Source organism: Pseudomonas synxantha BG33R (assembly GCF_000263715.2).
In the GTDB taxonomy this organism is placed as follows: domain Bacteria; phylum Pseudomonadota; class Gammaproteobacteria; order Pseudomonadales; family Pseudomonadaceae; genus Aquipseudomonas; species Aquipseudomonas synxantha_A.
In genome coordinates, this window is sequence record NZ_CM001514.1 from 3,867,314 (window position 1) to 3,888,896 (window position 21,583).

Genomic DNA, 21,583 nt, shown 5'->3' on the forward strand with positions numbered 1-21,583 from the left:
GCTCAACCACTCACTGGCACACCAACGGCCCGATCAGGGGCACGTCCTGTTGTTGCTCATCGATGTCGAATGTCGCCTGGCAGGTGCGCCCCTCACTGAGGGTGACCTGCAAGGTATTGTGGGCGCTGAGGTTTTCCAGATAGACCAGCCCATCCCACCCCACCACCGCCTGGGTGTTGCTTTGCTCGTGCACCACCAGGCTGCCCAGCGGTAGCTCCTGATGCTGGCGATCCACCAGGGTGATACTGGCGGCGAGCACCCGGCGCAGCGGGAACTCCAACAGATAGCCGCTGCCCCGGCGTACCGACACGCGCTGCTCCACATTGGGGCTCTGCACGTTCGCCGGCAGGTTCAACGGGTCAATTTCATATTTGCCGCGGTAATACGCGCTGCTCCATGGCACCAGCAAATGACCGTTGCGGTCGGTCTGGCCCACCAGCTGGTTTTCGTAGCGCACTGGAATCCCGGCAAACCCCTGGGTACTCACCACCACAAACGCGTCATTGATACGGTTGGCAGCAAAGGTTTCGCCGCCCATCCACACCAGCGAGCCGCTGGCATCCGCCCAGCGCGTTTGGGCGTCGCTGCTGCCGTACACGCCGGCCTGCAACTGCACTGACTGCAAGCGCCAGGTCAGGTCGGCCTGCCGATAGCTTGGCGCATCGCCCTGGGCATAGCCGAGGTTGTAGCCCACGCCGCCTTCGCTGGGCACCGCGCGGCTGTAGTTGATGCGCTGGCGACTGGCGCCGTCCTTGCTGCGCTCGGTGCTCAAGGCCAGACTGCCGTTGAGGTCGAACGGGATCACCAGTTGCGCCTGCATGGCCCAGTTGCTGTCGCCGATTTCGCGGTTGGCCGACAGGTAGAAGCTGGTGTTGCGCCACAGCGGTTTGCTCCAGCTGAGGTTGAGCAGGCGCGTGCGCGAATCGTCTGCCGCCTGCACGTCGAAATACCCCAGGCCCAGGCTGCCGAAACGTTGAAGGTTGAGGCTCAGCGTCACCTGCTCGCTACGCTTGCTGAGGCTGGCATAAGGGGTGTCGACCAGGGTCAGGTCAGCGTAGTCATCACGCCGTTCAACGCGTTGGTACATCAGGCTGTAGCGCGTGCTGTTGTACTGGTAGCCAAGGCTGAGTTGCTGGCCGCTGCGGCTGTCAAACTGGCTCTGGCTGAGGGCGGTATTGAGCACGCCGAAGTTGCCCAGGCGCAGGTTGGCGCCAAGCCCGCCAAGGGTCAGGTCGCTGGATGCTTCGGCATGGCTTTCCAGGGTGAGGCTGTCGGAATAGCCATAGCGAAAGGTGCCACTGGTTACGCCCGGCCCGTAACCGAAATCGCGCAGGGTGTAGTCACGGCGCAAGGTACCGGCAGCCACGGAAAAATCCGTCAGGCCTTGTTGCAGCAAGGTGCTGGTGACGTAGAACGGCACCGTGGTCGACACCTGGCGCCCGAGGGCGTCGGTGGTCACCACGACAGCCTCCCCGGCGCCGTTGATAAATGGCACGTTGGTCAGGGTATAAGGCCCGGGTTGCAGCTGCGCGGTGTCGGATTTATAGCCGTTGATAAACAGGTCCACCGACGAGGGCACCGCCGCCTCACCGGCGAACTGCGGCAAAGGGTAAGTGACCAGGTCCGGGCGCACGGCAAAGTCCCGGGACACTTGCACCCCGCCCAGACGCACCGAGCTGCTCCAGGGCAGCGAGCCGCTGATCACGTCGCCCGCCTCGTAGGTGAGCAGGCGCTCATCATCGGAAAATCGCCAGGTGGTGTCGTAGCGCCGGTAACCGTTGCCGAGGGTACTGTCGGTGATGCCATCAGCCAGGGTCTGGCGCACCTGCCCGGTGTTGGACAAGGTGCCCCAGGTGTCGAACAGCCGCACTTCGTTCCAGGCGGCGAGGTAGCTGCCGCCGTCATCGGTGTCGTTGAAATACACGTCATAGTTGAGCAAGGCGCCGAAGCTGCTCATGGCCTGGGTGCGCGGATAGGTATTGCGATTGCCGATAAACTGCGCCTGCAACCAGGATGGCGGTACATCCAGCAACAGGCGCTGGCCGTTGCTGTCGTAGTCGCTGTGCAGCCCAGGCACCTGGTCCAGGGCCACGCTGCCGACAGGCTCGCCGGGCAGTTTCATGCCCACGTCCTGCAGCGCGCTGGCGGGCACAAACAGCTGGCCGGCGCGCTGGTCGACCGCAATGATGCGGCCGGTGTCCATCTGGTTGACCACCAGTTCCAGAAACAGCTGTGCATCGGCAACTGCCTCCATGCTGCCCGGCGGCGGCGGCAAGTCGCCTGCCATCGCAGCGCCCCACAGCCCGCTTGCCACTGCCACCGACGACCATAAACCCCGAGCCCAACCACGACTCACCATGGCGTTGTGTCCTTCAATGGACATCTCCATCCTGTTAAAACCCGGGCGTATGCCCGTAGCGCTACCTGACGGTTATCGCTTGGGCGCCAGGCTTTCCACTTGCGGCGCGCCGTTGACCCTGACCTGCAACGGCTGGTCGGCTGATACGGCATCCGGCACCGGCCAGCGCATACTCGCGCCCGGCAGCACATAGCCGAGCAAACCTTCTACCAGCGGCCGGGTCTGCCCGCCTTGTTTGAACGACGCATCGGTGAGCCGCGCATGCACAGCGCCCTGGTTGCGCACCTCGATGTAATTGCGCCCGCCCACATTGACCTTTTGCCAGCTCAAGTCCGGCTTGCCGGCGCCCTTGGGGTCGCGTTGACGCGTGGCGTCGTCCTTGCTCCACAACCCGGCGCCGTAGGCAAACAAGGGCACCGAATAGCGCATCTGGAAGCGAATCGCCGCCGCCGTGTTCTTGCCTTCCGGCGGCGCCGGCACCTGCAGCGCCGAGGGAATTTCATCGATGATGATGCGATAGGCCAGCTCCTGCCCCGGCGGTACTTCGCGGGTTCTGGTCAGGCGCACCAGTTGCTTCTGGCCGGGCTCGATTTTGGCCACCGGCGGGCTGCCGATCACGTCGCGCTGGTTCTGGTACTGCTCGTCGAAGCCATTCTGGCTCCAGGCAAATACGCGGATCTGCAGGTTGGCCGTCTCCGTGCCACGGTTCTCCAACCACAGCGCGCTGGCCTGTTGGTCGGCCTCCAGCACCGGGTCGATGGGCCAGATCAGCACCGAACTGGCCGCCTGCACCAGCCCTGCGCCACACAAAAGCCCCAAGGCAATACCCGCGGCCCACCACCGCCGGGAAGTTGAATGCATAAATCCACTCCTCAATACCGTTAGCCCTACCACGACAGCTGCACCTGCAGCGTGTCGCTGTACGTCCCCCCAGGCTGATTGCCCGGTAATACCACCCGCCCGTAAATCGGCAGGCTGATGTTGTTGGCATCGCTGTAAGTCACGCTGACGCTCTGGCTGACGCCCAGGCTCTGGCTGAACGCCGCGTCGCGAAACAGTTGATAGGCCACCCGCGCGCTGCCGCTGTTGAGCTGCAAGTTACGCCCGGCGCTGTTGTGAAGGCCGCCATCCACACTCATGCTCAGCGCCACCCCCGGTGTGCATTGCAAGGTCACACCGCCGGTAAGGGCTGCCGTGACCGTACCGGTGGCCAGTGCCGAGTAGCTGCCATAGGCCAACGCGCCGTAGTTGGAACCACCGCCCACGATCAGGCAACCGGGAGTAATGGTCGCGCTGACCTGGAAGCTCTGGCTGGTCACTGCCGACAACGGCAACGGCAGCGCCAATCCACAAGCCAACCCCAGCCTGAGCCACAGGGTCAGAACGTCAGCTCCACGGCCACGGTATCGGTGTAAGTACCTGCCGGCAGGCCCGCCTTGCCCACCGCGCGACCGTAGAGGTTGACGGTCTGCGCCACACCGGTACTGGTGGCGAGCGTCACCACGCCATCGATCGCCAACAGCGCTGAATGCCCGCTGTCGGTGTAGAAATCGTAGGGCACGAAGTTACCCGCCCCATCGGCCAGCGCACGGGTGCCACCCGGCGAGGCACCATCATGGGCGCCGGCACGCACCTTCACCGCAGGCGTGGCGCCGGCTGAACACAGAATCGACAGCGCCCCGCCGGTGCCGGTGCCGCCCAGCAGTTGGGCGTCGGCATTGGTAAACAGGCTGTTGGTGGTGCCGAAGTTCAAGCTACCGAAATTCAGCCCGGTAGCCGCCCCGGAGCCGTTGACCTGGCAACTGGCGATCAAGGTCAGGCTCGAACTGATCTGCCCGGTGACCGTGGTCGCCGCATTCAGGCTGGAGGCCAGCACCAGGCCCAGGGCACACACGCCCATTCGCGATACGAGTACATGCATGATATCCATCCTCATGGTTTACCAATCCAGAGTCACCGTCAGGGTGTCTGTGTAGATGCCGGCCGGTAGGGCCCTGGTATTCGCCACCACGGAGCCGAATACCGGGATGGGTACCTGTGCGCCCTGGGTCACGACGAAATTGCGTTGCTGGCCGATGCGGTAGGCACTCTGGCCCAACGCATCGGCCGATAGCCGATAGGGAATGGTCTGGCGCCCGTTGCTCAAGCGGCGCGTGGTACCGTCGCCATGGGCGCCACCGTCGATGGTCACGGTAAAACTGCTGACCAACGACGGGTTGCAGGACACCGACAGCGGCGCTTTATCGCCATCGGAAATGGTCGCGCCCAAGGTGTCGTTCCAGGTCGGCCCCTGGCTGCCGAAATCCAACAGCGCAGTGCCACCGTCCGGAGTCACCGGCGCACGTTCCACGCCTTTGCTGACTTCGCAACTGGCGGTAATCACCAACCGTGCGTGAATCTGCCCGTTGGCCACAGCCGCCTGCGCGTCCTCGGCCAGCAACAGCAGGCCGCCCAAGGCCGCGATGGCCAGATAGCGGCTTACCATGTGACCGTGACCTTGAGCAGGTCGGAATAACGCCCCACCGCAGGGATGTCTTTGAGCGGTTCAATGCGGCCATACAACGGCAAATCAACCGAGCCGGTGTCCGGTACGCGGCCGCTGACCGGCACGTCCACCGGCAAGGGGATCAACCGGGCTGCGTCGGCATAAATGCGATAAGGAATGGGCTTGCTTAAGGGCATCGCATTACTGAGGTAACGCACTTCGCCCACGCCACCGTGCAGGCCGCCGTCAACGCGCATTTGGTAAGGCGTGTCGGGGTTGCACTCCAGGCGCGGCTGGCGCTGGCTGATCAGGGCCGCACTCAGGGGGCCGGCCGGGTCATCCAGACGCGGGCCGCTGCCGAAATCCAATACGCCAAGTTGCTCGATGCCCGCAGTGCGAGTGGTGCCCACCAACTGGCAACCCCGCTGCACGTCGATACGCACCTCCACCTGGAGTTGCGCAGCAGAAGCCGTGTTGCAGAGCATCGCGCCCATGACAGCCAATACCGCCGGTCCCTTCACTGCCCCAATTCCTTATACAGGGGTAACAACCTTGTATGAGGTTAGCCAGTTAACGCGAAAGTGCCAGTTTGCAAGGCTCGGCGCCCTTCACTGTTGGTCAAATGGCATCAAGCGTCCTACAGTAAGCGACCACCGCAATACAGAGTGATTATTCTTGGCCGTGCTTGCCCTGTTCCAGCGCCTGCTGGGTAAAAAAACCGACGCCTGGTGTGCCTCGCCCATTCCTGCCTATTTTCAGAAAAAGGCCGAACAACAGGGCTACACCCTCAGTGACGGCCAAATCCGGGCGATTACCGCCCTGAATCGGCAGGCCCAGCACCTGCTTAATGGCCAGGCCACGCGCAGCCTGTACCTGCACGGCCCGGTAGGTCGCGGCAAGAGCTGGCTGCTGGAAGGGTTTTTCCAGGCGCTGCCCATCGCCGAGAAGCAACGCGTGCATTTCCACGACTTCTTTGCCCGGCTGCACCAGGGCATGTTTGTGCACCGCGAGCATGAGGATGCCTTGGGCGTCACTCTGGATCAGTTGCTCGCTGATTGCCGTGTGCTGTGTTTTGACGAGTTCCATGTGCACGATATCGGCGATGCAATGCTCATCAGCCGCTTGTTCAAGGCCCTGTTCCAACGCGGCGTGCTGGTATTGGTAACGTCCAACTACCCGCCCGAAGGGTTGCTGCCCAACCCGCTGTACCACGAACGATTCAAACCGGTGATCGACCTGATCGCCGCACGCATGGACGTGCTGCAAGTCAGCGCGCCCCAGGACTTTCGCAGCCTGCCCCAGGCCCACGCCCAACAACGTTTCACCCGCGGCCACTATGTGTGGCCGGGTACACCGGCGCAGCGGGAAAGCCTGGGTGTGCCTGCCACCAATGGCCCGGCGCAAACCCTGACGGTTGGCAATCGGCAGTTGCTGTGCCGAGACCATCAGGCGCGGACCATCCTGTTCACCTTCAACGACCTGTGTGAACAGCTCACCGCCGTGATGGATTACCTGCTGCTGTGCCAGGACTTCGACCACTGGATCATCGACGGTCTGCCGCAGTTGGCCGAATGCCCTATCGCCGTGCAACAGCGTTTTATCAACCTGGTGGACGTGCTCTACGATCAGGACAAACACCTGACCCTCATGGGTCACCAGCCGCTGGATAAAGCCCTGGAAGGCCAGGCCATCGACCTCGCCCGCACCGCCAGTCGCCTGCGCCAATTGCACATGCTCTGCCCGCAAACCGCGCCCGAGCCGCTATCATGAGCGCCTTTTACGCCCCCTTCCGAGTGCCGCGCTGCTCATGAATACCCTCGCCCAACTCAAGGCCGGCCAATTAGCCGGCGCCAAGCGCCTGGACCTGGCCTGCGGGCTGACCGAGTTCCCCCGGGAAATCTTCGACCTGGCCGACTCCCTGGAAATCCTCAATCTCACCGGCAATGCCTTGAATAGCCTGCCCGAGGACCTGCACCGCCTGACGCACCTGCGTGTGCTGTTTTGTTCGGACAACGCGTTTACCGAGCTGCCGGCGTGCCTGGGCCAGTGCGCGAACTTGAGCATGATCGGCTTCAAGGCCAACCAGATCGGCCATGTGCCCGCCGCCGCCCTGCCGCCGCAGTTGCGCTGGCTGATCCTCACCGACAACTGCATCAGCCAATTGCCGGATGAACTGGGTCAGCGCCCGCTGCTGCAAAAGTTGATGCTGGCCGGTAACCAACTGACGCAATTGCCGCAAAGCCTGGCCCACTGTCAAAACCTGGAGTTGATCCGCATCGCCTCCAACCGCTTGACCCACCTGCCGCAGTGGCTGCTGACCTTGCCAAGCCTGACCTGGCTGGCCTATGCCGGCAACCCGGTGGAAATGGCCGTGACAGTGACGGGCGAAGATGGGACGCCGAACATTCCCTGGTCTGAACTGGAACTGGGAGAAGTATTGGGCGAAGGCGCCTCCGGGATCATTCACAAAGCAATCTGGAAACCCCAGGCGCTGCCGGTCGCGGTCAAGCTGTACAAAGGCACCATCACCAGCGACGGGTCACCGCTGCATGAAATGCAAGCCTGCATTGCCGCCGGGCTGCATCCCAACCTGATCAAGGTGCAAGGCCGTGTCATCGGGCACCCGCAAGATCAGGCAGCATTGGTCATGAGCCTGATCGACCCGAGCTACCGCAACCTCGCGGCGCTGCCTAGCCTGGCGTCCTGCACCCGGGACATCTACGAAGCCGATACCCGTTTCAGCCTCGACGTGGCGCTGCGCATGGCACGAGGCATCGCTTCGGTGGCGGCGCACTTGCACCGTCAGGGGATTACCCACGGTGACCTGTATGGCCACAACATCCTGTGGAATGCGCCGGGTGATTGTTTGCTCGGAGACTTCGGCGCGGCGTCATTCCATGCCACGGCCGACACCTTGGAAACCAGGGCGTTGCAGCGTATTGAAGTGCGCGCATTCGGGGTGTTGCTGGGGGAATTGTTGGATCGGGGTGAAGGGGCAGCAAGTGAGGATCTGGTTGAACTGCAAAAAAGCTGCTGCCAGCCCGATGTGCTGGCGCGGCCAAGCTTTGAAGAAATTGACGGCGTACTGAGCGCTATCTAACGCCGCTGGAACAATGTGGGAGGGGGCAAGCCCCCACCCGCTATGCAGTGATGGCTAGCCAGCCAGGCCGACAAACATATCCTGCACATCATCATGGTTATCCAGGCCTTCCAGGAACGCCTCGACTTCAGCCATCTGCTCATCGGTCAAACCACTGACCGGGTTCTTCGACAGGTAACCCAGCTTGGCCGACAGCACGGTAAAACCCTGCTCCGGCAAAGCTTTCTGCACGGCATCCAGGTCGGTGGTTTCGGTGATGAACAGGGTGGTGCCCTCTTCTTCACCGTCTTCAAAATCCTGGGCGCCGGCTTCGATGGCGGCCATTTCCGGATCAGCATCCGGGGTGTCCGGCGATGCTTCGATCAGGCCGACGTGGTTGAAATCCCAGGCCACCGAGCCGGAAGCGCCCAGCTGTCCCTTGCGGAACGCCACGCGGATTTCCGCCACGGTGCGGTTGATGTTGTCGGTTACGCACTCAACGATCAGGGGCACCTGGTGCGGGGCAAACCCTTCGTAGGTCACGCGGTGGTATTGCACGGTTTCACCGAGCAGACCGGCGCCCTTCTTGATCGCACGATCCAGGGTTTCCTTGGGCATCGAGGCTTTCTTGGCCTGCTCGACCACCAGGCGCAGGTGCGCGTTGGTCGCGGTATCGGCGCCGTTGCGGGCGGCGATGGTGATCTCTTTCACCAGCTTGCCGAAAATCTTGCCCTTGGCATTGGCTGCCGCTTCTTTATGTTTGACTTTCCACTGTGCGCCCATGACTCACTCTCTACTTTCCATGGCGCCGAAACGTCTACTGGCCGGCGCTTTGGGGGCAGAGTTTATAGCGCAAGAACACGCTAATCCACCAAAAAACCGGCCAGGTGCCTCAGGTGCGCAGGGGTTTGATGGTGGCACTGCGATCCGGGATGAAGTCCCCCACCTGCGCCAGAACAGCGGGCCTGGCGTTCCAGTAGGGCATCAATACCAGTGAAGAAAACAGCGCCGCGCCGGCAAACACGATAAACACCGTGACGGTATCGAAGTAGCCCGGCAGCAAGCCGCCCAGGATCGCGCCCACCGAACCGCAACCATTCACAAACCCTGCCGCCGTGGCGCCGGCTTTGGCAGTGCCGAAGTCAATGGCAGCGGTGCTGCTGATCATCGAGTCGGGGCCGTACAGGGTCAGGCCCATGACAAACAGCAAGGCCATCACCAGCACCACACTGCCGGTGTGCAGCGCACCCATGAACAACGCCAGGGCCACGGTCAACGCCAGCAGGCTCAGCACACAGGCCGGCATACGCCGGGCGCCGAACAGTTTGTCGGAAGCCAGGCCGATCAGTACCGGCCCGAGCAAACCGGCCAGCTCGAACGCGGTGGGCACGATGGCCGCGCCGACCTTGCCCACCGACGGCATCTGTTCGTAGACGATCACCGGGCCCCACAGCAAAATCGCGTAACGCGCCGGCTTGAGCAGGAAATACGCCAGCCCCAGCGTCAACACCGTGCGGTTGCGCAAGATAGCGCGCAACGGTTCAAGCACACTGATGCGCTGTTCGGCGGCCCTGTCCTCGGCACTCATGAGCGGCTCGGGCTCCACCGCTGGCAAACCCACATCCTGGGGGGTATTGCGCTGGAACATAAAGAACAGCACGGCCACCACCGCCACCACCGCAGCGCTGGAGATAAACGCCGCGTGCCAACTACCGATCAGGGTGTAGGCCCACCAGCCGGCGAACGGTGAAGCGACCAAGCCGCCAAAGGCATAGCACGAACTCCACAGCCCCAACACCCGCCCACGCTGCCGGGCCGGGAAGAAACTACCGAGGTTCTTGCACAACCCCGACCAGCCGGTGGACTGCGCCAACCCCTGGATCAACATGCAGGTGACAAAGATCGGCAAGGTCGCAAACGTGCCCATCACCAGCGCGGCGGCGGCGGAAACCAGCAAGCCGCCAAGCACCACCACCCGTGGCCCGAAGCGGTCGGCGAGCATGCCCCAGGTGAACTGGCCCACGGCGTACGCGGCGAGATACAAGCCATCGAGGTTGGCCATCATCATTTTATCGAGGGGGAAGCTTGGGTCGTCGCCGATCCCCAGTTTTGCCACCGAGAAGGCTTTGCGGGTGAAATAGAACGCGGCGTACGCCAGCCAGGTGATGGCGAAAATCTGCACGCGCCAACGCTTGATGCTACCCATAGGGATATTCATGGTGGTTCTGACCTCAGGTGTGAGTGTGCCGGCAGAATCGAAAGAAAACGCCTGTTTTTTTTATGGTTGAGCACTGCAATGCCGGGCCTTGGAGGGCGCGGTATTGGTCAGATGAACGCGGTGTGCCTGCGCCCATGGCCGTCGAGGTTGTAGGACTCAACCTACGGCGGCTGAGGTGCATCAAAGCAATGGCTGACTAATAGGTAAAATCGATTTATCGTATTTCAAATATAAGCTCAGCTTGTAAGAGGACGTGCCATGTCGGTTTCCCATGCCCAACTCAAAGCCTTCCATGCGGTGGCCGTGCACGGCAGTTTTACCGGCGCCGCCGAGCGCCTGTTCCTGACCCAGCCCGCGATTTCCGACCAGGTGCGCAAACTCGAAGAGCGCTTCGGCGTGTTGCTGTTTCACCGCAACAAACGTTCGGTACGCCTGACCGACCTGGGCGAACGCCTGCTGGGCATTACTCAACGCCTGTTTGTGATCGAGGCGCAAGCCGAAGAATTGCTGCAGGACTCCCGCGCCCTGCTCACTGGCACCCTCACCCTGGCGGTGGATGCACCCGTACATGTACTGCCACAGATTGCGCACTTCTGCCGGCTGTACCCGGGAATCAGCGTGAAGATCGAAACCGGCAATACCGATGAGTCGTTGTTGCGCCTGTACAACTACCAGGCCGACCTGGCGCTGTTGGGTCGCGATGTCGACGATGCGCGCCTGCTGTCGCTGCCATTGCCCGACGACCAGCTCCTGGCGTTTGTCGCCCGCAACCATCCCTGGGCCGGGCGCGAGTCCATCTGCCTGGCCGACCTGGATGACACGCCCTTGGTGCTGCGGGAAATCGGCTCAGTGACCCGTCAGACCCTGGAGCAGGAAATGCGCCAGGCCGGCCTGCGCATTCGCCCGGCGATTCAGGTTGAAGGCCGCGAAGCCGCGCGTGAAGCAGTGGTGGTGGGCATTGGCGTGGGCGTGGTGTCGGCGGCAGAGTTCGGCGCCGACGCTCGGGTGTACGCCATGCCGATCCGCGACTGCACTCAGCGCATGAAGGAAACCCTCGTCTGCCTGAAAGAACAGAGCTCACGTCGCGTGGTGGCGAGCTTTTTGGAGATCGTGCGTGACAGCCTTCACGCCAACTCGAAAAAAGCCTGAATCAAGCGCAGCGAACGGCGCCGCTCCATGCAGCCGAGCGTATGCCGGTTGAGCAGGCCATCGCCCAGGATCGGCACAGCGTGTACCCGCGGGTCCGGGCTGACCTCCATCGACGACACCACCCCTACCCCCAGTTCGGCCGCGACGGCTTCGGTCACGGCTTCACGGCTATCCAGTTCCAGCAGCACCTTGGGCTGCACATTCGCCGCCATGCACGCGTCGTCGAACGTGCGCCGGGTAATGGAACTGGGTTCACGCAGCACCATGATCACCTCATGCAACTGCGCCAGTTCAATCCCGTCGGGCTGCTTTGCCCACGGATGCGCTGCCGGCACCAGGGCGCAAATCCGTGACTCGTCCAGAGGTTGCAGGTGCAAGCCATTGCGCGGCTCCACCTCGGTGAGCACTGCCACATCGGCATGTTCGGACAGCAGCGCCGCCAGGGTTTCCTGGGCGTTGCCCAGGCGCAGGTTCACGGTAATGCCCGGGTAGCGCGAGCGCAGGCTGGCGATCATCGGCATCACCAGGTGCGGACCATCCGCCGCCACCTCCAGACGCCCAGTGAGCAACTGCCGGTTGGCCTCCAGCATGGTCTGCGCCTCATCCACCAAACCGAAGATCGCCCGGGTGATGGCCGCCAGGCGTGCGCCCTCTTCGGTCAACTCCACCCGCCGGGCGGTACGGCGCAACAGCGCAATCTGGTAATGCTCTTCAAGCGCCTTGATATGCCCGGTAACCGCCGGCTGGCTGATGAACAGCCGCGCCGCAGCACGGGTAAAACTGCCCTCGCGGGCCACGGCATCGAATGCACGCAGTTGAAACAGGTTCATAGCTATCGGCCTCACTGATAGCTCGCATAACAACAAACAATTTGATTGATAACAAGCCAAACTGCAATTTAGGCGCCGTAGCTTCAACCCCGACCCTTGCGAGGATTTGAGATGACCACTGCCGCGCCGATCCTGTTGACCCCTGGCCCCCTGACCACTTCGACCCGCACCCGTCAGGCGATGATGGTGGATTGGGGTTCATGGGACGATCGCTTCAACCAGCTCACCGCCAGCGTCTGCACGCAGCTGCTGGCGATCCTCAATGCTGCCGACAGCCACCATTGCGTGCCGTTGCAGGGCAGCGGCACCTTCGCCGTCGAAGCCGCCATCGGCACGCTGGTCCCGCGCAATGGCAAGGTGTTGGTGCTGATCAACGGCGCCTACGGCAAGCGCCTGGCGAAGATTTGCGAAGTGCTCGGTCGCTCGTTCAGCACCTTTGAAACCGATGAGGACGAGCCCACCACCGCTGCCGATGTAGATCGCCTACTGCTGGCTGACGCGGCCATCACCCACGTCGCGTTGATCCATTGCGAAACCAGTACCGGCATTCTCAACCCGCTGGCGGAGATCGCCCAAGTCGTCAAACGCCACGACAAGCGCCTGATCATCGATGCCATGAGTTCTTTCGGCGCGCTGCCGATCGATGCTCGCGAAGTGCCGTTCGAAGCGCTGATCGCCGCCTCGGGCAAATGCCTGGAAGGCGTACCGGGCATGGGCTTTGTCTTTGCCGAAAAAGCTGCGCTGGCCGCCTCCCAGGGCAACTGCCATTCCCTGGCAATGGACCTGTTCGACCAGCACACCTATATGGCCAAGACCGGCCAATGGCGTTTCACCCCACCGACCCACGTCGTCGCGGCCCTGCATGAAGCGTTGCTGCAATACGCCGAAGAAGGCGGCCTGCCCGCCCGTCATCAACGCTACGCCGACAACTGTCAGGCACTGCTGGACGGCATGGCTGCGCTGGGCCTGCGCAGTTTCCTGCCGGCGGCGATCCAGGCGCCGATCATCGTCACCTTCCACGCACCAAAAGACCCACGCTACCAGTTCAAGGACTTCTACGAACGGGTCAAGGCCAAGGGTTTCATCCTTTACCCCGGCAAGCTGACCCAGGTGGAAACCTTTCGCGTGGGCTGCATCGGCCATGTCGATGCGGCCGGTATGCAGGCGGCGGTCAAGGCTATCGCCGACGTGCTGCAAGAAATGGAAGTGCTGGACATTTGACTGCCCCCATTACCCACAGGACCTGAACCATGAACTATCAAAACCCCAACACCCTCCAGGCCGTTATCCTCGACTGGGCCGGCACCGTGGTCGACTTCGGCTCCTTCGCCCCCACGCAGATTTTTGTCGAGGCGTTTGCCGAGTTCGACGTGCAAGTTTCTATTGAGGAAGCCCGTGGGCCCATGGGCATGGGCAAGTGGGACCATATCCGCACCCTTTGCGATCAGCCGCAGGTTGCCGAGCGCTATCGCAAGGCGTTCGGCCGCACGCCGACCGATGACGACGTGACCGCCATCTACCAGCGTTTCATGCCGCTGCAAATCGAGAAGATCGCCGAACACTCGGCGCTGATCCCCGGCGCCCTCGACACCATCGCAGCGCTCCGGGCGCAAGGGATCAAGATCGGCTCCTGCTCCGGCTACCCCAAGCAAGTGATGGACAAGGTCGTCGCCCTGGCCGCCACCAACGGTTATGTCGCCGACCATGTGGTCGCGACCGACGAAGTTCCCAACGGCCGCCCTTGGCCGGCCCAGGCCCTGGCCAACGTGATCGCCCTGGGCATCGATGATGTGGCCGCGTGCGTGAAGGTCGACGACACCGTGCCGGGTATTCTCGAAGGCCGTCGTGCCGGGATGTGGACCGTAGCGCTGACCTGTTCGGGCAATGCCCTGGGCCTGACCTACGAGCAATTTCGCGCCCTGGGCAGCGCCACACTGGCCAGCGAGCGTCAGCGCATCGAAACAATGTTCGAAGGCTCGCGCCCGCACTACCTGATCGACACCATCAACGACCTGCCGAATGTCATCGTCGACATCAACGCACGCCTGGCACGCGGGGAAATGCCGCAAAGTTACTGACCAGGATCAAGGCAACGGCATTGGCAACGAGCGAAGCGCTCAAAACGGGCATACAGTTAACGTACTCCGTCGCTAAAGAGCGGAGGTATGCCCTGATGAGTGAGGAACACAGCAATGCCGTGGAAAAATTCCGATACGCGCTACAGCACCATGTCGATTGCGCTGCACTGGTTGATGGTAGTGCTGCTGGCGGTGGTCTACGCCTGCATTGAATTACGCGGGCAATTCCCCAAAGGCAGCGGTGCGCGCACGCTGATTGTGGAAATGCACTTTATGTTCGGACTCACCGTGTTTGTGCTGGTGTGGCTGCGCCTGTTCGCACGCAGCCTGGGGGTGGCGCCGAAGATCGTGCCAGCACCGCCGCAATGGCAGAACCTGCTGGCGAAGCTGATGCATTGGGCGCTGTATGCGTTGATGATCGGGTTGCCGATTGCCGGTTGGTTGATCGTCAGTGCCAAGGGGCATTCGGTGATGTTCTATGGGATGGAGTTACCGCCGCTGATTGCAGAAAACAAGGCATTGGCCGAGGAGATTGAAGGCTGGCACGTGCTGTTCGCCCAGATCGGTTACTGGCTGATCGGGCTGCATGCGCTGGCGGGGATCTTTCACCATTATGTGATGCGCGATAACACTGCCTTGCGAATGATGCCGGGCAGGCACAATCCCACCCGTTGACACCTACAGGAAACCTCGGCGGCCTTGCAGGCCGCCAGTGTGGATGAAGATCAAGCGCGTGCCGGGGGCAAAGCGGCCGGCCTCGATCTGTTGCTTCAATGCCAGCAGCGCCTTGCCGGTGTAGAGCGGCTCCAGTGGCACACCGCAGTCCCGTTCGGTGCGCTGGATAAACTCGAGCAGCAGCGGATCGACCTTGGCAAAGCCGCCACGGCAGGCGTCCAGCAACTCATAACCGGTCTGCACAATCGCACTCACATTCTGCGCCACGCCATGATCACCCGGCACAGCCATTGCGCCGTACACCGGATGCGCGCCGGCCTCCGCCAGCACCAGCCCGGCCAGGGTAGTACCGGTGCCCGCCGCCAGCCACCATGCGTCGTAATCCGTCCACCCGAGGTGGCTCAACTGCACCCGCGCCTGCTCCACCAACACCCCACAGCCCAGCGCACCGTCCAGACCACCACCGCCTTCGGGTATCGGATAAAGGTCGGGATACTGCTCGCGCCAGGGCAGCCAGAAACCCGGCTCATGCCGCGCCCGATAACCGCCGTAGCCCAACCAATGCAATTGCATGCCGAAGGTCTTGAGGTCGAGCACCGTGGGAGTGTCTTGGGGATGGCCGCGCAACAGGCCAACCGTGGGAAAATCAAAGCGCTTGCCCGCCGCTGCCAGTGCGTGCAGATGGTTGGAGTGAGCCCCGCCAAGGCTGATAACCCCTTTGGCGCCGGTAGAGCGGGCCTGAGCCAAGTGTTCGGTAAGTTTGAACCACTTGTTGCCGCTGATCAGCGGGTCGATGCGGTCCAGGCGCAGCACGGCCAGCTCGATGCCGTTCAGCCAATCAAGCTGCACAGGTTCAAGGGGCGCATAAGGCAGCCAATCGAAAGGGCCCATCGGCAGGTATCTGAATGAGAAAGGGGCGGCAAGTCTAACACCGCCCCTGTTGTCGCCTTACAACTCGGCAGCCAGGCGCGAGCCCTGGTTGATGGCGCGCTTGGCATCCAGCTCGGCCGCCACATCGGCGCCGCCGATCAGGTGCACGTTCTGGCCGGCAGCAACCAGGCCGTCATGCAGTTCGCGCAGTGGGTCCTGGCCGGCGCAGATGACAATGTTGTCCACCGCCAGCACCTGCGGTTCACCCTCGGCGCCGATGCGGATATGCAAGCCTGCGTCATCGATCTTCAAGTACTCGACGCTGTTGAGCATCTGCACCTGTTTGTTCTTCAAGCCGGTACGGTGAATCCAGCCGGTGGTCTTGCCCAGGCCGTCGCCAACCTTGGAAGCCTTGCGTTGCAGCAGGAACACCTCGCGGGCCGGCGCATGGCGCTCGGGCTTGATCCCGGCCACCCCGCCACGTGCTTCCAGTTGGGTATCGATGCCCCACTCTTTCCAGAACGCCTCTCGATCCAGGCTGGTAGACACGCCTTGGTGTACGAGGAATTCCGATACATCGAAACCGATGCCGCCGGCGCCGATCACCGCCACACGCTTGCCCACCGGCTTGCGCTCCAGGATCACATCCAGGTAACTCAACACCTTGGCGTTCTCGACGCCCGGGATCGCCGGGGTGCGCGGCGCGATACCGGTGGCCAGGATCACCTCGTCATAATCACCTGCCACCAGCTGCTCGACGCCCACACGGGTGTTCAGGCACAGCTCTACGTGAGTGGTCTGCAATTTGCGTTTGAAGTAACGCAGGGTTTCGAAAAACTCTTCCTTGCCCGGCACGCGCTTGGCGATATTGAACTGGCCGCCAATCTCGCTGGCGGAATCGAACAAGGTCACCTGATGCCCACGCTCAGCGGCAACAGTGGCAGCGGCCAGACCGGCAGGGCCGGCGCCGACCACCGCGATTTTCTTGATCTGCTTGACGGGCAGGTAATTGAGTTCGGTTTCATAGCAGGCGCGCGGGTTGACCAAACAGGTGGTCAGCTTGCCGCCGAAGGTGTGGTCCAGGCACGCCTGGTTGCAGCCGATGCAGGTGTTGATCTCATCGGCGCGCCCAGCGGCGGCCTTGTTGACGAACTCCGGGTCGGCCAGAAACGGGCGCGCCATCGAGACCATGTCGGCATCGCCTTCGGCCAGGATCTGCTCGGCGATTTCCGGGGTGTTGATGCGGTTGGTGGTGATCAGCGGAATCTGCACCACACCGCGCAATTTGGCGGTGACTTTGCTGAAGGCGCCCCGCGGGACCTTGGTGGCGATGGTCGGGATACGCGCTTCGTGCCAGCCGATACCGGTATTGATGATCGTCGCGCCAGCCTGCTCGATAGCCTTGGCCAACTGCACGATTTCCTTCCACACGCTGCCGCCTTCCACTAGGTCAAGCATCGACAGGCGGAAGATAATGATGAAGTTCGGGCCGACGGCCTCGCGCACGCGACGCACGATCTCCACCGCCAGGCGCATACGGTTTTCAAAGCTGCCGCCCCAACGGTCGGTGCGATGGTTGGTCTGGGCGGCGAGGAACTGGTTAATGAAGTAGCCCTCCGAACCCATGATTTCCACACCGTCGTATTCGGCGGCCTGGGCCAGCAATGAGCAGGTGACGAAATCCTGAATCTGCTTCTCGATGCCCTCTTCATCCAATTCCTTGGGCTTGAACGGGTTGATCGGCGCCTGGATCGCACTCGGCGCCACCTGCTTGGGGCTGTAGGCATAACGCCCGGCGTGAAGGATCTGCATGCAGATCTTGCCGCCCGCCTCGTGCACCGCCTGGGTGACGATCTTGTGCTTGAGCGCCTCTTCTTCAGTGGTCAGCTTGGCTGCCCCGGCGTATACCCCGCCTTCATCATTCGGGCCAATGCCGCCGGTGACCATCAGGCCTACGCCGCCACGGGCGCGCTCGGCAAAGTAGGCCGCCATGCGCTCGAAACCGCCGGGCTTTTCTTCCAGGCCGGTGTGCATCGAGCCCATCAGGGTACGGTTGCGCAAGGTGGTAAAACCCAGGTCCAACGGGGCCAGCAGGTGCGGGTAGGCAGCAGCGGTCATGGTACAGCTCCACAACGGATCATCACGGGACGTGGCGCACTCGAACGGTGTGCCATCGGTTTATGTCCCACAGACTAAGAGGCGGTGGACCACGGCTCAATGACTGAAACTGACAAGTTATTGATCCAAATGCACAGCGCCCCTTGGCAAGCCGCGCCATGGGCCCTACCCTAGTCGCGAACCCTGCACCTGGTCTGTTGTCTGTTGCCCCATGCGTAAACTTCTAGCGTTCACCGTCACCATGGCCCTGGTTGCCGCCCTCGCCGCGTATCTGGTCTGGACCCAGGAGCGCCCCGTGGCGCATTACCTGTCAGACCTGCGTATCACCCTCGCCGTCAATGAGGGCGAACCAGCCGACCGTGGCAACCTGCTCGGCATTCAGCCAGAGCTGTTCCCTGCCGACTATCAAAGCCTGGAACGCCTGCATCTGAAGCTGTCGAGCTACCTGCAAAAAGCGCGCGACCAAGGCCTGATCAACGCCAAGACCATCGTGGTGCTGCCCGAACATATCGGCACCTGGCTGATGCTCAAGGGCGAAAAAAACGAGCTGTACCAGGCCGCGCATTTGAAGGATGCGATGAACTGGCTGTCGATCAGCAACCCACTGCAGTTTGCGAAAGCCTGGATCAGCGCCACCGGCGACAACCGCATGGATGACGCCTACCTGCGCATGAAGGCCCCTGCCATGGCGCGCGACTATCAAGTGGTGTTCGGCGGGCTGGCAAAAGAATTTGGCGTAACCCTGGTGGCAGGCTCCATCGCCCTGCCCAACCCGAGCGTGATTCAGGGCCAGTTGGAAGTCGGCCATGGCGCGCTGTACAACGCCAGCGTGGTGTTTGCCGCCGACGGTTTGCCACTGGGCCAACCGCAGCGCCAGCTCTACCCGATCTACGATGAGCGTGGCTTTATCGAGCCAGGCGATGAGAATGTCGTCAGCGTGGTGGATACGCCTGCCGGGCGCCTGGGCACCCTGGTCGGCAGCGACAGCTGGTACCCGGACAACTATCGCAAGCTTAACGAGCAAGGTGCGCAACTGATCGCAGTACCGGCCTTCGTCACTGGCCGCGACACCTGGGACCGTCCATGGCGCGGGTTCAAGAGCGTGTCGACGCCTTCCGAAGTCAGCCTCAAACCCGAAGAAACCAGCGAAGGCGCCGCCTGGCGCCGCCTCACCCTGATCAGCCAGCAGCCCGTCAGCCAGGCGATGGCGGGCATGAGCGTATTTTTACGTGGGCAGTTCTGGGACCTGGGCAGCGCCGGCCAGAGTTTTCTGAGCAGCAACGGGCAAGTGTTCGCCGACGGCGATGCCCGTGGCGCGCGCCTGCTGAATATCTGGCTGTAGCCCTTGAAGCCGGTGCGCCTGGGGGATCTGTCGGTGGGCTTCGTGCACACCCTGGCCGATGCCATCCAGAGCCACGGCCTGGACCCGCAACCGCTGTTGCTGCAATACGGCCTGGACCCTGCACGCCTGGCTGAAGCCGGTGCACGCCTGTCGATCCCGCGCTATATGCGCCTGGGCCACGCGGCCATCCAACTGACCGGCGACCCGGGCCTGGGCCTGCGCATGGGCCAACTCAGCCGCTTGAGCCAGGCCGGCCTGGCCGGTGTCACCGCCGCCCAGGCCCCCAATGTGCGCGAAGCGGCGCGCACGCTCACACGCTTTGAAGCGCTGTACGGCTCCAACTATCGCGGGCAATCGAGCTTTCATGAAGATGCCGAAGGCGCCTGGCTGCGGTTCTACTCCATCAGCCCCTACAACGCCTATAACCGCTTTGTGGTGGACTCGATCATCGCCGGTTGGCTGCAACAATTATCCAGCCTGGCGCAACAGCCGGTGCAGGCACAACGGATAGAAATCGAATTCGACGCGCCGGACTATCACGAACACTACAACGTGCTGGGAAGCGGCGTGATGCACTTCGGCGCCGATGCCAATCAACTGCGTCTGAGCCAACCCACCTTGGCGCTGCGCAACCCACAGCACTGCCCAAGTACCTGGCACCTGTTGCTGCAGCTGTGTGAAAGGGAGTTGGAGCAGCTGACTCGCACCCGCAGCCTGCGTGAACGCATCACGCGGTTGCTCGGGCCGATGCTCAATGGCGGCCGGGAACCCGACCTGGAAGAGGTGGCGGCACGCTTGAAACTGCCGACCTGGACATTACGGCGCAAACTGGCCGAGGAAGGCACACAGTTTCGCGCAATTCTCAACGACACCCGCCGCGACCTGGCCATGACCTATATTCGCGATACCGAGCTGGCATTTGGCGAGATCGCCTACTTGCTTGGTTTTGCTTCAGCCCAAGCCTTCCAGAGGGCCTTCAGGCGCTGGAATAACCAGACCCCAGGGGAATTTCGCCGCAGTCAGCGGCATTCCGCCTGAAGTCGGGTTACAGCTCGGTGGCATCGTCGGCCGGATCCAGCGGGTCCAACTCGAATGCCTGGTACTCCAGCAGTTCTTCCTGGTAATCGTCCATGGTGGACTCCTTCTTCAAATGAAAGCGGTGGCAGGTAAATGACCTGCGAACCCAGCCTAAAGTGCCGTCATGACGAAAAAATGTCGACGTTGTGACATTCCTGCGCTTGAAAAGTTAAACGCGACAGGCGCCGGATAATTTAATCCCATGACTTGAGGTGCGATTGCAATCATTGCAACTGCAATCACATTTCCAGTAGGGTACAAATATCCGTTGAAAGGAGCCTGGACCCATGCCTGCCTCTATCGCGCATTCTGCGCAGAGCTGCATCGACGCACTCAGCACCGCCGCCTGCCCGGGCAACTCGCCGCTGTATACGGTGATGAGCATGGCCAATACCCTGGAATCCAGCCGGCACGCCTGGGTGATCCGTGGCCAGTCATGCAGCCGCCGCGTGGGCAACTGGCCTATCTAGTTTGCGCGCAATCGCGGCGAAAAACCCCTGCTCTATCTGCACAGCGCAGTGTCGTCTGCACAGTTGTGCGCACTGTCGGAGCAGACCGCCCAACGTGGCATCTTTTGCAATGACATCGAGAACCAGCCTTCCCCGTGGCCCAAGGGCACGCACCCGTCATTGCCAGTATGGCTGGCGACCCATCCACGCTGCACACCCTACGATCCCGCCTCGGGAGACGAAGCTCGAGCGATTGTGCTGGCAGGACTACGCACGCTGTACGTCGACGGCCAGCCAGGTTTTTATTATTTGGCGCTGCATGACCAGGATGCCCCCACGACACTGACTGCCCAAGACCGAGAGGATGCCCACAAAGGCATGTATCCGATCCAGCGTGGCCAAGCAGCAGATGTGCGCCTGCTCGGTGCTGGCCGGGCGCTGGAAGAGGTGATGTTCGCCGCAGAGTTGCTGGAACAGGACTGGAATATTACGGCGCAGGTGTGGAGCAGCCCCAGCTACACACGGTTGGCCCGTGAGGCGGCGACCGCGGAGCGCTGGAACCGCTTGCACCCCTTGGCCCCCACGCGCAGCTGCCATTTACGTGATTGCCTGGCAGGCAGTAGCGCACCCGTCATTGCCGTCACCGGTTATCCGCAGGTGATTGTCGATCAATTAGCCGCGCATGTAGATGCACGATTTATCGCCTTGGGCGCAGGCTCGGTGCAGGCCCATGCGCCGAGCCGCTATTGGATTGTGGCGTCAGCGTTAAGAGCGCTGGCCGATGAAGGGCGTACCGACATGCAGCAGGTGGAAAACGCACTGCAGCGCTATCACCTGAAGTGAGGGGGAATGCA

At 62.3% G+C, this 21,583-nt stretch carries 19 protein-coding genes and 1 pseudogene; 9 read left to right on the forward strand and 11 right to left on the reverse strand.

The features are described 5' to 3' along the window. Window positions 1-10: 10 nt before the first annotated feature. The 6 genes from PSEBG33_RS10690 to PSEBG33_RS10665 form a co-directional block, all read right to left on the reverse strand. The gene (locus PSEBG33_RS10690) at window positions 11-2,359 is read right to left on the reverse strand and encodes a fimbria/pilus outer membrane usher protein (protein WP_005789236.1); all 2,349 of its coding nucleotides are present in this window, start codon (window positions 2,357-2,359) and stop codon (window positions 11-13) included. Between the two features lie 72 nt (window positions 2,360-2,431). Continuing rightward, the gene (locus PSEBG33_RS10685) at window positions 2,432-3,220 is read right to left on the reverse strand and encodes a molecular chaperone (protein WP_005789238.1); all 789 of its coding nucleotides are present in this window, start codon (window positions 3,218-3,220) and stop codon (window positions 2,432-2,434) included. Window positions 3,221-3,246: 26 nt separating this feature from the next. Continuing rightward, complete coding sequence (locus PSEBG33_RS10680; protein WP_032803612.1) at window positions 3,247-3,735, reverse strand: spore coat U domain-containing protein; 489 nt, start codon at window positions 3,733-3,735, stop codon at window positions 3,247-3,249. Between the two features lie 2 nt (window positions 3,736-3,737). Continuing rightward, window positions 3,738-4,280, reverse strand: a complete 543-nt coding sequence (locus PSEBG33_RS10675; protein WP_032803922.1) for a spore coat U domain-containing protein — start codon at window positions 4,278-4,280, stop codon at window positions 3,738-3,740. An 18-nt stretch (window positions 4,281-4,298) separates the two neighbouring features. Then, on the reverse strand, window positions 4,299-4,844 hold the full coding sequence (locus PSEBG33_RS10670) for a spore coat U domain-containing protein (RefSeq protein WP_005789247.1): 546 nt from the start codon (window positions 4,842-4,844) through the stop codon (window positions 4,299-4,301). Then, window positions 4,838-5,329: a spore coat U domain-containing protein gene (locus PSEBG33_RS10665; RefSeq protein ID WP_194440693.1), complete on the reverse strand. Its 492-nt coding sequence runs from the start codon at window positions 5,327-5,329 to the stop codon at window positions 4,838-4,840. The genes PSEBG33_RS10670 and PSEBG33_RS10665 overlap by 7 nt, the downstream gene beginning before the upstream one ends. 190 nt (window positions 5,330-5,519) lie before the next feature. Between PSEBG33_RS10665 and zapE the strand changes: the two genes are divergently transcribed. Next, window positions 5,520-6,614 (forward strand): cell division protein ZapE, encoded by a 1,095-nt coding sequence (gene zapE / locus PSEBG33_RS10660; protein WP_005789251.1) that lies wholly within the window; start codon window positions 5,520-5,522, stop codon window positions 6,612-6,614. A 37-nt stretch (window positions 6,615-6,651) separates the two neighbouring features. After that, window positions 6,652-7,944: a protein kinase gene (locus PSEBG33_RS10655; RefSeq protein ID WP_005789253.1), complete on the forward strand. Its 1,293-nt coding sequence runs from the start codon at window positions 6,652-6,654 to the stop codon at window positions 7,942-7,944. Between the two features lie 54 nt (window positions 7,945-7,998). Here PSEBG33_RS10655 and PSEBG33_RS10650 read toward each other — a convergent pair whose 3' ends face one another. Beyond that, window positions 7,999-8,706: a YebC/PmpR family DNA-binding transcriptional regulator gene (locus PSEBG33_RS10650; RefSeq protein ID WP_005789254.1), complete on the reverse strand. Its 708-nt coding sequence runs from the start codon at window positions 8,704-8,706 to the stop codon at window positions 7,999-8,001. 109 nt (window positions 8,707-8,815) lie between these two features. After that, window positions 8,816-10,141 (reverse strand): MFS transporter, encoded by a 1,326-nt coding sequence (locus tag PSEBG33_RS10645; RefSeq protein WP_005789256.1) that lies wholly within the window; start codon window positions 10,139-10,141, stop codon window positions 8,816-8,818. Window positions 10,142-10,399: 258 nt separating this feature from the next. Between PSEBG33_RS10645 and PSEBG33_RS10640 the strand changes: the two genes are divergently transcribed. Further along, window positions 10,400-11,290 (forward strand): LysR substrate-binding domain-containing protein, encoded by an 891-nt coding sequence (locus tag PSEBG33_RS10640; RefSeq protein WP_005789257.1) that lies wholly within the window; start codon window positions 10,400-10,402, stop codon window positions 11,288-11,290. Here the strand turns inward: PSEBG33_RS10640 and PSEBG33_RS10635 are convergent. Then, complete coding sequence (locus tag PSEBG33_RS10635; RefSeq protein WP_005789259.1) at window positions 11,266-12,120, reverse strand: LysR substrate-binding domain-containing protein; 855 nt, start codon at window positions 12,118-12,120, stop codon at window positions 11,266-11,268. The two genes, PSEBG33_RS10640 and PSEBG33_RS10635, sit on opposite strands and share 25 nt — an antisense overlap. Window positions 12,121-12,231: 111 nt before the next feature. Here PSEBG33_RS10635 and PSEBG33_RS10630 point away from each other — a divergent pair, with 111 nt between their 5' ends. The 3 genes from PSEBG33_RS10630 (at window position 12,232) to PSEBG33_RS10620 (ending at window position 14,873) form a co-directional block, all read left to right on the forward strand. Continuing rightward, window positions 12,232-13,341: a 2-aminoethylphosphonate--pyruvate transaminase gene (locus PSEBG33_RS10630; protein WP_005789260.1), complete on the forward strand. Its 1,110-nt coding sequence runs from the start codon at window positions 12,232-12,234 to the stop codon at window positions 13,339-13,341. Between the two features lie 29 nt (window positions 13,342-13,370). Further along, a complete protein-coding gene (phnX, locus tag PSEBG33_RS10625) occupies window positions 13,371-14,198 on the forward strand; it encodes a phosphonoacetaldehyde hydrolase (RefSeq protein WP_005789262.1) in 828 nt (275 codons plus the stop codon). Window positions 14,199-14,312: 114 nt separating this feature from the next. Next, window positions 14,313-14,873: a cytochrome b gene (locus PSEBG33_RS10620; protein WP_005789264.1), complete on the forward strand. Its 561-nt coding sequence runs from the start codon at window positions 14,313-14,315 to the stop codon at window positions 14,871-14,873. Window positions 14,874-14,876: 3 nt separating this feature from the next. Here PSEBG33_RS10620 and PSEBG33_RS10615 read toward each other — a convergent pair whose 3' ends face one another. Beyond that, window positions 14,877-15,764: a 1-aminocyclopropane-1-carboxylate deaminase/D-cysteine desulfhydrase gene (locus PSEBG33_RS10615; RefSeq protein WP_005789266.1), complete on the reverse strand. Its 888-nt coding sequence runs from the start codon at window positions 15,762-15,764 to the stop codon at window positions 14,877-14,879. 57 nt (window positions 15,765-15,821) lie between these two features. Continuing rightward, a complete protein-coding gene (locus PSEBG33_RS10610; RefSeq protein WP_005789268.1) occupies window positions 15,822-17,861 on the reverse strand; it encodes an NADPH-dependent 2,4-dienoyl-CoA reductase in 2,040 nt (679 codons plus the stop codon). 211 nt (window positions 17,862-18,072) lie between these two features. On the opposite strand from PSEBG33_RS10610, the gene PSEBG33_RS10605 reads away from it, so the two are divergent. The 3 genes and pseudogenes from PSEBG33_RS10605 (at window position 18,073) to PSEBG33_RS28030 (ending at window position 21,572) form a co-directional block, all read left to right on the forward strand. Continuing rightward, window positions 18,073-19,203 carry a carbon-nitrogen hydrolase family protein gene (locus tag PSEBG33_RS10605; protein ID WP_005789270.1) on the forward strand — a complete coding sequence of 377 codons (1,131 nt, stop codon included), beginning with the start codon at window positions 18,073-18,075 and terminating at the stop codon, window positions 19,201-19,203. A gap of 3 nt (window positions 19,204-19,206) precedes the next feature. Next, on the forward strand, window positions 19,207-20,241 hold the full coding sequence (locus PSEBG33_RS10600; protein WP_005789272.1) for an AraC family transcriptional regulator: 1,035 nt from the start codon (window positions 19,207-19,209) through the stop codon (window positions 20,239-20,241). A gap of 326 nt (window positions 20,242-20,567) precedes the next feature. Further along, a pseudogene (locus tag PSEBG33_RS28030) lies at window positions 20,568-21,572 on the forward strand (transketolase-like TK C-terminal-containing protein). Window positions 21,573-21,583: the final 11 nt, after the last annotated feature.